Consider the following 13,301-nt stretch of genomic DNA (forward strand, 5'->3'; position numbering starts at 1 on the left):
TTAGTCCCTCATTTCCGCCAGTTGGCTCAGGATGCTGGTGTAGTTTTCGACGCCCTGCGCCCCGGTGACAAGGTGTTTGCGGTCAAAGACCACGGCAGGCACGCCGGAAATGCCCTGTTGCTGCCAGAACTGTTCTGCGCTGCGCACCTCTTTGGCGTAACGTTGATCTTCCAACACGGCCTCTGCCTCGGCCCGGTCCAGCCCGATTTCGCCTGCAACATCGGCCAACACGGAGGTGTCAGACAGGTTGCGTTGATCGGTGAAATGGGCCGTGAAAAGCGCCTGTTTCAGGTCGTGCATCCGGCCTTGGGTATTTGCCCAATGGAGCAGTTGGTGGGTGTTGAAGGTGTTGTGCATGCGCGAGTCTTCGGACCACGCGAAGTCAAACCCAAGGCTATCGCCCAAGGCCTTCATTTGCTGGCGCGATTGCTCGGATTGTTCCGGCGTACTTCCGTATTTCTCGATGATATGTTCGCGCGTGTTCTGCCCCTCAGGCGGCATCTGGGGGTTCAATTCGAACGGGTGCCACTGGATTTCATGGGGCGTGCCGGTTGCTTCCAGAGCGGTGGCAAGCTGGCGGTAGCCGATGATGCACCAGGGGCACATAACATCAGAGATGATGTCGATTTTCAGGGGCTCGGTCATGGTCGGTCCTTTCTGGGCGCATCAAAGCAAAGGCGGGCCGATGCCCGCCACTTGCGCTGTCATATGGGTGGAGCGGGCGCCAAACGCCAGCCCTCGCCGGTAACCTTATTCGGCTGCGACGGCGTCGTTCTTTTCCCAAGCAAACTTCTGGAACACCTGATCGACAGGCGTTTTGGCGAAGTGGTTGGTGTAGTTGGACATCAGCTTTTGCGCCGCACCCAGGATGATCTCCAAGATATTCGTCTCGGTGAAGCCCGCGTCAAGGAAGGCTTGGGTGTCGGCGTCGGAGACAAAACCACGGTCGCGGATCAGCGCCAGCGTAAAAGTACGCAGGGCTTCCAGCTTGGCCGTAGGCAGGGGTGTCTCATTACGCAGCGCCTCGGTGATGGCGTCATCCACCTTCATCATCTTCGCGATGCCGGTGTGGGCAGGCACGCAGTAATGGCAATTGCTTTCGACGTTAATCGTTTGCCAAACAACGGTTTTCTCTTCGGCCGAGAGGCTGGTGGCCATAAACTGTTGGTGGGCGAAAGCATAGGCTTCCAGCAGCGGCGGGGCGGCGGCCATGGTGCCGTGAAGGCCCGGAATGCGACCGTTGTTCTTGAACGAGGCTTCCAGAGCGGGCTTTGCAGCTTCGGGGGCAGAGTCGATGGTGTGGATGGGGAACGTAGCCATGGGATGTCCTTTCAGGCCGGTATCAGAATTGATAACGGCTAAGTAAGGATGTTTGAGTGATTGCTCAAGTATCTATTTGAGCAATCACTCAAATGTGAGGCACCGGACCTACGCCCGCCAATCCAACACCACCTTGCCGGAACTTCCCGAGAGCATCGCGGCGAAGCCATCTTCAAAGCGGCCGACGGGAAAGCGGTGTGTGACGATGCGCGAGATGTCCAAATCATCCTCCAACATGGCGATCATCTTGTACCAGGTCTCAAAGATCTCACGGCCATAGACCCCTTTAATGGTGAGCGCCTTGAAGACGATACGGTTCCAATCCACCAGCGATTTGCCGGGCGGAATGCCAAGCATCGCGATGCGCCCGCCCATCACCATCGCCTCGACCATCTGATCGAACGCCGCCGCGTTGCCCGACATTTCCAGCCCCACATCGAAGCCTTGTTTCATGCCCAAACCATCGATCACGCTTTGCAGATCGGTCGTGGAGACATTGACCGCGACGACATCCGTGACCTGCGCCGCCAGATCGAGCCGATCTTGGTTAATGTCGGTAATCACCACATGGCGTGCGCCGACATGCTGTGCCACGGCGGCGGCCATGATGCCGATGGGCCCCGCGCCGGTAATCAGCACGTCCTCTCCGATCAGATCAAAGCTTAACGCGGTGTGAACGGCGTTGCCGAGAGGATCAAGGATCGCGCCGATCTCATCAGGGATGGCGTCGGGCAGGGGGACCACATTGAAAGCGGGCAGGGCGAGGTATTCGGCAAAGGCACCGTCCACATTCACGCCGATGCCCTTGGTTTCCGGGTCCAGATGGAACTTGCCCGACCGGCTTTGACGGGAATGTTTGCTGATCAAATGACCTTCGCCCGAACAGCGCTGGCCAAGGCTCAGATCATCGACGTTGCGGCCAAGCTCTACGATCTCTCCGGCGAATTCATGGCCGGTTATAAGGCCCAAAGGCACCGTCTTCTGGGACCATTCATCCCAGTTCCAGATATGGGCGTCGGTGCCGCAAATCCCGGTTTGGTTCACGCGGATCAGCACCTCATCAGGGCCGATTTGCGGAATTGGCCGGGTCTCCATCCATAGGCCCTTCTCGGCCTTGGACTTCACCAGACATTTCATCGTGCCATTCATCGGATGATCCCCAACTCGCGGCCCGCCGTGGCGAAGGCGGCAAGGGCTGTGTCAAGTTCCTCACGGGTCAGGGCCGCGTTCATCTGGGTGCGAATGCGGGCTTGGCCCTTGGGGACGACAGGAAAGAAGAAGCCCGCAACGTACACTCCCAATTCATACAGGCGCGCGGCCATTTGTTGGCTGAGTTTCGCATCCCCCAGCATTACCGGAATGATCGGATGCTCCCCTTCCAGAAGGTCAAACCCAAGCTCCGCCAGCCCGGCCCGCCAATAAGCGGCGTTATCGAACAATTGCTGGCGCAGCGCGTCGCCGTTTTCCACCAGCTCAAGCGCCTTCAGCCCTGCCGCCACAACCGAGGGCGGCAAAGAGTTGGAGAACAAGTAAGGCCGCGCCCGTTGCCGCAGCAGGTCAATCACCGGCTGAGGTCCGGCGATATAGCCCCCAATCGCGCCGCCAAGGGCCTTGCCCAACGTGCCGGTCAGAATGTCTACATCGACACCGTGATGGGCTGGCGTGCCCGCGCCCTTTGGGCCCATGAAGCCTGTGGCGTGGCAGTCATCCACCATCACCAGCGCATCGTATTTCGCAGCTAATTCAGTGATTTCCGGCAGTTTCGCCAGATAGCCATCCATCGAGAAAACACCATCGGTGGCGATCATGATGAACCGTGCGCCGCCCGCGCGTGCGTCCTTCAGCTTGGCCTCCAGATCCGCCATGTCGGAGTTGGCGTAGCGGTAGCGGCTGGCTTTGCACAGCCGGATGCCGTCAATGATCGAGGCGTGGTTCAGGCTATCGGAGATGATCGCGTCTTCGGGGCCAAGAAGGGGCTCGAACAGGCCACCGTTGGCGTCGAAACAGGCGGCAAACAGGATCGCATCGTCCTTATTCAGGAACGCGGCAAGCTCTCGCTCCAGCTCACGGTGCAGGTCCTGGGTGCCGCAGATGAACCGGACCGAGGCCATGCCGTAGCCGTGGTCATCCATCGCGCCTTTCGCGGCTTCGATCAGTTGCGGGTGATCGGCGAGGCCAAGGTAGTTGTTGGCGCAAAGGTTAATCACTTGGCGCGTGCTGGCATTGGGCAGCTCTACCGTGATCTGCCCCGCTTGGGCTGACGTGATCAGGCGTTCGTTCTTATACAGCCCGTCATTTTCGATGCCGGTCAGAGTGTTGGAAATGTGGTCGAGAAATTGAGTGGACATGGGGAGCCTCCGGTTTAGCGGATAGATATCCGTTGGAGATGCTGAATGTCAATATCTGGGATTTTGGCCGTTAAGTTGGATTTCAGGCGTTTTTCACGATCAAAAGCGCCCGCGATTGCCCTGCCGCAAGAATCGAATGCTCAACATCGGCGGCATAACGGATGGTGTCTCCGGTGCCTGCTTTGGCCCGTTCGCCATCGGAAACGACGTCCAAGGCGCCTTCCAGAACGGTCAGATGTTCCACGCACCCCGCCTTGTGCGGGGCACTTTCCAGCGCTGCGCCTGCGTTAAAACGGATATCATAGACCTCGGTTCCGCCCACCTCATCGGGGGCGCTTAGGATGCGGATCTCGCAGCCCGCGGCGCGGTTGCGGATAACGGGGGTGTTGTCGGCATGGACGATTTCGCGGATGGGGTGAACCGGCTCGGCTTCATCATCCAAAAGGGACGCGAAATCAACGGATAGGGCGCGGGTCAGGTTCCAAAGGCTGGCCACCGTGGGGCTGCTTTCGCCCCGCTCGATCTGGCTGAGCATGGACCGAGACACCCCCGAGAGCTTCGCCAAAGCGTCCAGGCTCAGCCCTTTGGCCGCCCGTTCTTCCTTCAGCCGAGATGCCAAACGCGCCGTGATTTCTGCCCGATCCGTCATTGTGTCCTGCTCCGATCCTACGTGACCTCCAACATAGCGGAGGAAACCTGCGCCTCCAACAGGGCAAATAAAATTGCTTGACTGGTTCAAGGACTCATCCTAGATGGCGCTCAGGCCGTAGACGCCTGCCGCCCGCTGACGCAAGTCTTGGTGAAGTTCTACGTGATACGTTTTCAAAGTCTCTTTCCGCAATCGCGCGGATGGTAATGCGGGTTCCATCTTTCACTGCGCGACGTTGCTAGAGAGATATTGGAAATGTCTGATACCCCCCCGAATTCCTTCACGGATGCGCCCCTTGGCGTGATCTATCTGAAAACCGCCGTTCCGATCATTTTTGTGATGGGGATGAACGGCTTGTTATCGGTGGCCGATGCGCTGTTTCTGGGCATCTATGTGGGCCCCGAGGCCTTGGCCGCTGTCACATTGATGTTCCCGATCTACATGCTGATCGTGGCGCTTTCGACCCTTGTTTCCAACGGCATGTCCAGTCTATTGGCGCGCCGTTTGGGGGCAGGGGATATGCAAGGGGCGGGCGCAGTTTTTGCGGGCGCCCACGGGTTGGCCTTCATGTTGGGGGCCGCATTAATTGTGTTGTTCACCCTTTTCGGTCCCGCGATGGCGTTAAGCGCGGCCAGTGGTGACGTGGAACTGGCGCGGATGGGCGTGATCTACCTGCGGATCACGGTCTATTTCTCGCCCTTGTTGTTCGTTTTGTCGGTGAACTCTGACGCGCTGCGCAACGAGGGGCGCGTGGGCTTCATGGCTGCGATGAGCTTGCTTGTGTCGCTGGCCAACATCGCCTTCAACTACGTCCTGATCGCGATATTCGAGATGGGCGTGGCCGGGTCTGCCTATGGCACGGCGGCGGCGCAGGCTTTGGCGCTTTGTATCGTGGTCGGGTTCCGTATCTGGGGCAAAACCGCGTTGCGACCGGCGATTTTGCGGCGCTATTCGATGGGGCATGGGTGGGGGCGTATCCTTGCCCTTGGTGCCCCGCAAAGCCTGAACTTCTTGGGCCTCTCCCTTTCGTCCGCGGCGATTATCATGATGCTGCAATGGGTGGGGAGCCCGGCTTACGGCGATACGATCTCGGCTTATGGGATCATCACGCGCGTGGTCACCTTTACCTTTCTGCCGCTTCTTGGGCTGTCGTTTGCGATGCAGACGATCACCGGCAACAACTATGGCGCGCAGATTTGGCACAGGGCGGACGCAAGTTTTCGCATCGCTCTGTGGGTGGCGCTGATCTACTGCGCCACGGTGCAAGCCATTGTGATGCGCTTTCCGGCCCAAATCGCGGGCGCTTTTGTGGATGACCCCGCCGTAATCGCTGAGGTCGTGCGGATTTTGCCGATCATGACCGTCGTGTTCTTCCTGATGGGGCCGCTGATGATGGTGGCGAGCTATTTTCAAGCCATCGGATCAGCCTTGAACGCGGCCATTTTGGGCCTGACGAAACCCTACCTATTCGCGATCCCGTTAACCCTTCTGTTGCCCCTGTCGTTCGGGGAAATCGGGGTTTGGCTCGCGGGGCCATTGGCAGAAATCCTGCTGCTTGGCCTAACCTTGGTCGTGCTGTTTCGGCGCGGCAGACACAGCAACCTGGCCTGGGGTATTTTCCAGCCAAAGAAAGGAGTGGCGCTATGAGCGTTCAACCCAAAACAATCGCTCAGGCCAAGGATCAAGCGGCACAATTGCGCCGGGAGATGGCAGAGCAGGGGAGGCCGATGGGCCAAGGCAAAGCGTTGGAGCAGGTGGCGAAGCGGCACGGGTTCCACGATTGGAACACCATGTCGGCCGCCCTCGGCAAGGCCGCGGTTACGGTCGGCGACAGGGTGACGGGCCGTTTCATGGGGCAGCCGTTCACGGGCGAGGTGCGCGAGATGTCCGAACTACGCCCCGGTTGGGTGCATCTGTCGTTGCATCTGGATGAGGCGGTGGATGTTGTCACCTCGGATGCGTTCTCGAACCTGCGCAAGCGCGTTCGCGGTGTGGTGGGCCCCAAGGGGCAATCGGTCGAGAAAACCAGTGACGGGCAGCCGCATTTGCAGTTGGATAACTGGTAAACCTATCGCGCCAGTGCATGGAGCATTGGCGCGACCACTCAGATAAAGGAAACGTCCGGTGCCACGCCTTACAGCAGAAGAGCTGCAATCCTTCATGGCGGGCAAGACCCTGTACGCCTTTGATCCTGACACCAAGGCGCGGGTTGCCACGGTCACTTATGGCAGGGAAGGGGACTGCGCGGCGCGGTTTGCTGACGGCACGCAGGACACGGCAGAATGGGGTCTGGAGGGCGACACCTATTGGACGCGTTACGCTAACTTTCGGGGGGGAGAGGTGAACCGCTTCACCCTTAATCTTATCGCCGATCAGGTGGCGCAGGCCTATCACACCGATGGCAGGCGGGCGTTCCTGCAAAGCCCCTTGGAGGCCTTGGACGACGACGCCTGAAGGGGAGAGGATGAGCAGGCAACCCCGCTCATCCCGCTATCAATTTACTGGATCTCAAAACCCATCGCGGCCCCGATGGTCTCGTTCCAAGCGGTGGCACATTCGTCGCCGCAACGGTCGCGGTAGGCGGGCAGAACAGCCTCGGTCGCGGCTTCGGCCATCAGCGCCATATCAGCATCGGATGCGGGAACCAGCGTCATGGATGCCGCGTCGCCATAAGCGCAGTCGCCCCCGGTATTGCACGACAGACCGTCCGCCGTTTCGGTGGCGGCAAGGGTGAACATCTCTGTCTCCAGCTCGGCCAAGCCGGTGGAGATCGCTTCTTGGGCGGCAGGGTCGAGGCTGTTCCACCAATCAAGGTTGGCGATATGGGCGATCACGCCGTGGTTGATCGGAATGGCCGAGATGTAGTTCGCGGGCTGGTGCCATTCGGCCAAATAGCCGGACAACGCGCCAGTGATCGCGCAATCAATCGTGCCGTTGGCCATGGCGGTGGGCACCTCGCCAAACGCCATCCCGATGGGAGAGGCCCCGATATGTTCCAAGAACACCTGCTGAGAGGCCCCCGACGCGCGGACTTGGCGCCCTGCCAGATCGGTCAGAGAGGTGAATTCATCGCGGCAATAGACGACTTGGCTTTGATAGGTGCCGTAGCCCAGAAGCTGGATGTCGTGATTTTCCGCCAAAAACGCCGTATGGGTGTCGCGGAAGGCCATGGCGGCTTGGTGAACAGCCTCCACATCGGCCACAACGCCCACAAGATCGGTCGCCTCGTTCATCGGGACAGAGCCAGAGGTATAGGCAAGGACTTGGTGCGCCATTTGCACGGTGCCGTTGGACACAAGCGAGAACAGCTCTCCGCCATCAAAGCCTAGCTCGTTGAAGGGGCGGATGTTGGCCGTGATCGCGCCGTCAGTCGCCTCAACGATGGTTTCGGACCAGAAGGGTTGCTCCATATCTAGGTACATCGACAGAATGCCGATGGAGCCTACGACGTTGAACTCGGTCGCCGGAATATCTTGGGCCAACGCAGGCGCGGCGGCGAGGCCAAGGGCCAGGGCGCTTACAGCGGTAAGGTGTTGTTTCATAAGACTCTCCTTGTTGGGGCCGGGTTGTTCCCGGCCTATCTTGGGTTAACGATTTCGGGCAGCCACAGCGCGAGGCCGGGCAGGGCGATCAGCAGGCCGATCATGATGAGCATGGCCAACAAAAACGGGATCGAGCCGATGAACAGATCAAGGATGGAACCCGATTTGCGCACCGCCTGCACGATATAAAGGTTCATCCCCACGGGCGGCGTAATCAAGGCCGCCTCGATCAGGATGACAAAGACGATGCCCCACCAAACCGGATCATAGCCAAGCCCGATGATGACGGGCACGATGATCGGCGTGGTGGCGATCATCATCGAGATCGTCTCCATGAAGCAGCCCAAAAGCAGGTAGAACGCGATGATTGCCAGCAGCATCATCAAGGGCGGCCACCCAAGGGCCAGAATGGCCGTGGTGATTGTATCCACCAACCCGACCGAGACCATGGCAAGGTTCAGGAAGAAGGCTGCCAGCACGATCAGCATGATCATGCAGGTGGTCCGCACGGTGCCTTCAAAGGCGCTTAGCAGCACAGCGACAGAGAGTTTACCGTTCAACGCGACCAAGCCAAGGGTCGCCAGAAGGCCCAAGGCCGCGGCTTCGGTCGGAGTGGCAAGACCCACGTAGATTGACCCCACGACAACAAAGAACAATCCCAACGGCGGCAGCAAATGCGGCAACCCGGCAATCCGCGCAGGCCAAAGCGATCCGGTTGCAGGCTTGGATTTGACCAATGAAGGATTTGCGAGAACGGCAAAAAGGACGATCCCGGAAAACAGCATCGCCAGCAGCATGCCGGGAATGAACCCCGCAGCATAAAGGTCCGTAACCGAGGTTTGCGACAGCACCGAATAGACGATCATGTTGATCGACGGCGGGATCAGGATGCCCAAAGTGCCCCCCGCCGCGATGGAGCCGAGAAACAACGGACGGTTGTAGCCCCCCTTGTCCATATTCGGCACCGCCACCGTGCCGATGGTCGCCGCGGTGGCCAGCGAAGACCCGGACGTCGCCGCAAAGACCGCGCTAGAGGCGATGTTGGTATGGATCAACTGCCCCGGCACCCGTGCAAACCACGGGGCCAGCGCGCCGAACAAGCGCTCGGACACGCCAGAGCGGTGCATCAGCTCACCCATCATGATGAACATCGGCGCGGCGATCAGGATGAAGTCGTTGGAATGGCTCCACATGATCGGCCCTGCGGCGCGGGTCATGGGAATAAAGGCGTAGGTTTCTGACAGGTAATAGCCGGTGATCGCCAGAACAGCCGCCACGGGCAGGCTCAGCGCCAGCCCGATCAGCAGGAAAAAGATTGCGCCCTTAATCATGGGGTATCCTCGCCCACATCAATGCCGATGTCCTTGATTTCGTCCATCAGGTCGGGGTTGGAGATCAGCGCCTCGGCCCCGTCGGGGTCCCGGGCAAGCAGACGGGCGGCCGCGAAAAGCGGGGTCAGACAGGCGACCGTGGCGAACCACACGAACCCGGCCCACCACAGGCTTTGGGGCAGGATCAATGGCACCTGCAACGTGGATTGTGAGCGTGCGCCCAAGTTCCAGCTCTCGGCCAAGACATCGAAGGTGTAGTAGGCCAAGGCCACCGCCGTTACCGCCATCGCCGTGGCGGCCACCATATCGAAGCCAAGGCGCAAGCGGCGCGGTAGCTTGGCGGTCAGGATATCGACCCGGATGTTGGCCTTGCTGGACACGGTGTAGCCCATCCCAAGGCCGATGCAGGCGGCGAAAGCGTAGCTAGAGATCTCAAAACTCTCGACAATCGTGCGGCCCAACGTGGCGCGGGACACGACATCAATGGCGATGGGTACGGCGCAGCCAAACAGGATGACCGCCCCCGCCGCCCACGCAAGCCAGGTGCTGATTTTTGAGGTTAACCTATGGAACTGGTGCACGCAGGGAGCCTCCTGTTGAAACGATACCGGCGGCAGGCGCGCCAGTGATGTGACGCGCGGAAACGATCGCAGCACCCCTAGGCCGCGCTGGCCCCGATACTTGGGGGCGCATGCCAAAAGAGAGAATTGCGTGTCGAACCATAGTCAGCACGGTAGGCTTTTCGCGGACCGTTAGGCAACGCGAGATTGTACAATTCGCCGGGCAAAGGCGGGCTGACGTAAGATGTGCCGATGATTTAGGCGGGGACAAGCCGGGGCCTGAACGGTCGAAGCGTTAACGAAGCGGCAAAGAAACACTCTGTCGCAATGACGTAGGGGCAGGACACAATGTGGCAGAAAAGGGGTGACCTCTTGGGGGCTGCGCGGTTCCCGTTTGGGGCCAAAATGGCCTATGCGACGAAGGTATGATGCGCCGGGTAGGTTGTTTTTTTATTGTTTAATTTCAGGATATTGGATGGAGGGTATCCAACCTCAGTTTGATCCCCCCACAGCGTCACCGTTGGTCCGTGCGGCTTGGTGAATTGGGTCTCATCCTTAAGGTTTACGACGCAACAATAACGAAATTATAGCCACGCGGTGCCCTAATCTATCACCAAATTCCGCCACAATCCGAACCTAGCGTTAAGGAACACGGGTGAAAGGAATAACAAAATGACAAGGTTAATTGTCTCAGTAGCAGCCGGCGTCGGTTTAGTTGGTGCAGTTAAGACGGGGCTGGCGCTTCAGTTTCTGGTCCCAGTAGAACAACAAAGCCCCGCGCTGATCGTTGGCATGTTTATCGTCTTCGTGGGTTTGACCGCCGCCGTTGCAGCCGCCGCTCTTTACCAATTCCGCGCGCATTTCGAAGTGCAAACGATCGAGCGTCCAGCGCCCGAGGTTGGCACCGAAGTGTCGAAAGAGGCGGTCATTTTGCGCTACACTAAAGAATGGGGCCTTTCGCAGGCCGAAAGCGATGTGGCGCTGTTCGTGGCCAAAGGGTTTTCCAACGCCGAAGTTGCTGACATGCGCGGCTGTGCCATTGCGACGGTCAAATCGCAGCTTGGCAGTATTTACAACAAATCCGGCCTTGAGACGCGCTATCAGTTGATGGCTTTTGTGACCGATGAAGTCTGCGCCCTGGCGCAGACCTCGGACACGGCGGAAGTTGAAACCGCCAATGTCACCGAGCTTCCGGTTGCAAAGAAAAAGCGTCGCTCCGCCGTTGATCGCGCCGTTTTGGCCGACCAGGACATGGCGGCTCTGCCCCGCGCCGCGCAAGCCTAACGCGTCACAGACAAGCAATCCGTAAGAGGCCAGCACATTCCGGTGTGCTGGCCTTTTCGTTACGCGGGGAAGGGAGCGTCGGTTACTGAACAAGCTGCACCCTTTCGCAATGATGGCCGGTCAGGGTCAGCTCGCCCTCTCCAAGGTTTAGCCCCACGGCGTCCAGCACCGCATCAAGGACCGAGTCCAGCGGAGAGGCAAGCGCTGCCAGAAGTTGAGCCGGCAGCACGGAAATCAACGTGCCAACGATGCCATTAACCGCCGATGTCAGAAGTCCCCCATCGCTTGGCTTGATGCGGATTTCGGTGTTGTCGGCAGCCAGAAGGTCGCTAATGGCTGTGGCCAGCAGATCGCCAGATCCGAAGGTGCGCATGTTGGTGCCGTTAATCATGTCGTTCTCGGTGAACGAGACCTCTTCGACCTGCGATTGACCAACGGTCGCGGAGGCGCGGATTTGCAGCGTCAGGTCAACGCTCACAAGAAGCAAGCTTACGCGAATATCCAGGAAATCGGCGTAGTCATTCACCCAACTGGAAGTCACCGGGTCATAGGTGCGCTCGCCCAGATACAGCGCCGCGACGGAAACGCCGTCGGAGGGAGTAAGCGGGTTATGGGCTGTGGAGAAGCGGGCGATGACATCGTTAGGATCGGTCGTGGTGCAGTTCAGCTCTGTCAAAGTGGCGGTTGCCCCCGCAACGTCGACATGAAGCGGCAGGTGAAGGCGGGTGGCGGCGACGCCGGAAACGAGGCCGCCCAGAATGCTTGGCTCTACCTCGACGTCAACGTCTAATTCAGCGGCGGAGGTGCTAAGGGTCGTGCCTTCCTCGCCAATGGCCAACCAACCGGAATCGGCGGGGCTGTCCGGAAAGCTTTGGCTTGCATCGACATCAAGGATACCCGGAACCGCGACGCCAATATCCAAGTCCGCCGTATTAGTGCCATCGACCGCCTCGGCAGCGGCGATCAGCAGATCGAGGGCGCTGACTTCCGTTTCACCAAGGAAGGCGGTCAGGGTCAGACCAAGATCACGGGCGTCTTGGTCAGAGGCGATGATATCGCCGATCCCGGCCTCAAGAGAAACGGGAAGCACGGTGAATTGCGCCAAGCGCCCTGAAACACCGGCGGGAAGCATGTCCTGCATGGTGCGAACGAAATCGGCCAAGCTGGGGCGCATCGTCAACACGTCAGCGGGGTTCAAGGGGTCAAACCCCATCCGGTTCGATAACGCGTCCAGAAAGTCAGCGACGTTGATGTCTTCGCTATCCAGCGCGAGCTGATCGCCGACATTGAGGGTGATTTGTGACCCCAAAAGACCTGTCAGCAGGCCAGAGAGCGCGTCGGGATCAAAGCCCAAGAACCGTGACCCAAGCGTGAAGCGTGCGGCCCCAGTGCGAGAGGCCGTGGCCACGGAGTTCAGCGGGACACTGTCGCCATCGTAAAACAATTGCGCAAAGGTGAGCGGCGCGTCGGTGCGCAGGCGGACGGTCACGGCGTTCACATCCGGGTCGCCTTGGGCGCGCGGTTGAAACCGGTCCTCTCGGGCAATAGCCGGATTGCGCAGGTAGCGCCCGAATTGCCAGTCCACAAAATCCTCATCCGCCAGCGCGTTACCATCCAGCATTTGGACAAGGCGATCATCGGCCTCATCCAAATCAGCGGCCACACCCAGAGCTGTCAGGTCGCTATGGGCCTGCAACTGCGACTGATCGCGGTAGACCACGGCGATGTCGGTGCCAAAGGCCACGAAGGCCAACAGAACCGTCAGCAAGAGGGCGACGATAACGGCAGCGGCGCCTTCCTCGTTATGGGAGAAAGAGCGCAGGTGGCACTGGAGCCGGGAAGGGGCGCTAGTACGCGACATAAGCGCTCCCCGCCAAATGGGTCAGCTCCATCCCGATGATGCCGCTTGCAAGGTCCAACAAAGAGCCATCCACAGCGTAAGAGATCTCGACCCGGATATCCGAGGCGGTGATGGTGGGGGTGTCAGCGATAGCCTCTTGCCGCAGCAGGGGGTAATTGCTGGAGGCTTCCTCGATATAGGCGTCGTAGATTTCGGTCCGCTCCTGCGTTGTGATCCCGGCCACGCTGGCTCGCGCCGAGGCGGTGGCGAGTTGCTGCACCGAGTGGCTGAGCGCCATGGCGTAGCCCACGAAGATGATCCCGAACAGCAGGCCGAACAAAAGCGGCGCGAGAAGGACAAATTCGATCGCGACTGCGCCGTTTTCGCGGCGGGTGAAGCGTAGAAGGGGGGACAGGAACTTGGACAT

Annotated in this window: 14 protein-coding genes; 4 read left to right on the top strand and 10 right to left on the bottom strand. The window is 59.5% G+C overall.

Annotated elements, in window-relative coordinates:
- From K3728_08465 to K3728_08485, 5 genes are all read right to left on the bottom strand, one after another.
- Complete coding sequence (locus tag K3728_08465) at positions 1-645, bottom strand: DsbA family oxidoreductase (protein ID UWQ97229.1); 645 nt, start codon at positions 643-645, stop codon at positions 1-3.
- Between the two features lie 105 nt (positions 646-750).
- A complete protein-coding gene (locus tag K3728_08470) occupies positions 751-1,320 on the bottom strand; it encodes a carboxymuconolactone decarboxylase family protein (GenBank protein ID UWQ97230.1) in 570 nt (189 codons plus the stop codon).
- A 108-nt stretch (positions 1,321-1,428) separates the two neighbouring features.
- Complete coding sequence (tdh, locus tag K3728_08475) at positions 1,429-2,457, bottom strand: L-threonine 3-dehydrogenase (protein UWQ97496.1); 1,029 nt, start codon at positions 2,455-2,457, stop codon at positions 1,429-1,431.
- 8 nt (positions 2,458-2,465) lie between these two features.
- On the bottom strand, positions 2,466-3,668 hold the full coding sequence (locus tag K3728_08480) for a glycine C-acetyltransferase (GenBank protein UWQ97231.1): 1,203 nt from the start codon (positions 3,666-3,668) through the stop codon (positions 2,466-2,468).
- A gap of 82 nt (positions 3,669-3,750) precedes the next feature.
- Positions 3,751-4,317 (bottom strand): XRE family transcriptional regulator, encoded by a 567-nt coding sequence (locus K3728_08485; GenBank protein UWQ97232.1) that lies wholly within the window; start codon positions 4,315-4,317, stop codon positions 3,751-3,753.
- Between the two features lie 255 nt (positions 4,318-4,572).
- Here K3728_08485 and K3728_08490 point away from each other — a divergent pair, with 255 nt between their 5' ends.
- Genes K3728_08490 through K3728_08500 form a run of 3 tightly spaced genes read left to right on the top strand, consistent with a single transcriptional unit; the run spans position 4,573 to position 6,771 of the window.
- Entirely contained in the window at positions 4,573-5,964 is a 1,392-nt protein-coding gene (locus K3728_08490; protein UWQ97233.1) for an MATE family efflux transporter, read from the top strand.
- Positions 5,961-6,383, top strand: a complete 423-nt coding sequence (locus K3728_08495; GenBank protein ID UWQ97234.1) for a hypothetical protein — start codon at positions 5,961-5,963, stop codon at positions 6,381-6,383. The genes K3728_08490 and K3728_08495 overlap by 4 nt, the downstream gene beginning before the upstream one ends.
- Before the next feature lie 58 nt (positions 6,384-6,441).
- Entirely contained in the window at positions 6,442-6,771 is a 330-nt protein-coding gene (locus K3728_08500) for a hypothetical protein (GenBank protein ID UWQ97235.1), read from the top strand.
- 44 nt (positions 6,772-6,815) lie between these two features.
- Here the strand turns inward: K3728_08500 and K3728_08505 are convergent, their stop codons facing one another.
- The 3 genes from K3728_08505 to K3728_08515 are packed head-to-tail and all read right to left on the bottom strand — an operon-like array spanning position 6,816 to position 9,771.
- The gene (locus tag K3728_08505; protein ID UWQ97236.1) at positions 6,816-7,859 is read right to left on the bottom strand and encodes a TRAP transporter substrate-binding protein; all 1,044 of its coding nucleotides are present in this window, start codon (positions 7,857-7,859) and stop codon (positions 6,816-6,818) included.
- A gap of 35 nt (positions 7,860-7,894) precedes the next feature.
- Entirely contained in the window at positions 7,895-9,190 is a 1,296-nt protein-coding gene (locus K3728_08510) for a TRAP transporter large permease (GenBank protein UWQ97237.1), read from the bottom strand.
- A complete protein-coding gene (locus K3728_08515) occupies positions 9,187-9,771 on the bottom strand; it encodes a TRAP transporter small permease (protein ID UWQ97238.1) in 585 nt (194 codons plus the stop codon). Before K3728_08515 ends, K3728_08510 begins: the two co-directional genes overlap by 4 nt.
- A 651-nt stretch (positions 9,772-10,422) precedes the next feature.
- Between K3728_08515 and K3728_08520 the strand changes: the two genes are divergently transcribed.
- Positions 10,423-11,034, top strand: coding sequence for a helix-turn-helix transcriptional regulator (locus K3728_08520; GenBank protein UWQ97239.1), 612 nt, complete (start codon positions 10,423-10,425; stop codon positions 11,032-11,034).
- 82 nt (positions 11,035-11,116) lie between these two features.
- Here K3728_08520 and K3728_08525 read toward each other — a convergent pair whose 3' ends face one another.
- Together K3728_08525 and K3728_08530 are read right to left on the bottom strand one after the other, a co-directional pair.
- Positions 11,117-12,895 carry a hypothetical protein gene (locus K3728_08525; GenBank protein ID UWQ97240.1) on the bottom strand — a complete coding sequence of 593 codons (1,779 nt, stop codon included), beginning with the start codon at positions 12,893-12,895 and terminating at the stop codon, positions 11,117-11,119.
- Positions 12,882-13,301, bottom strand: a complete 420-nt coding sequence (locus tag K3728_08530; protein UWQ97241.1) for a pilus assembly protein — start codon at positions 13,299-13,301, stop codon at positions 12,882-12,884. Before K3728_08530 ends, K3728_08525 begins: the two co-directional genes overlap by 14 nt.

The organism is Rhodobacteraceae bacterium M385, assembly GCA_025141835.1.
Lineage (GTDB): Bacteria > Pseudomonadota > Alphaproteobacteria > Rhodobacterales > Rhodobacteraceae > Gymnodinialimonas.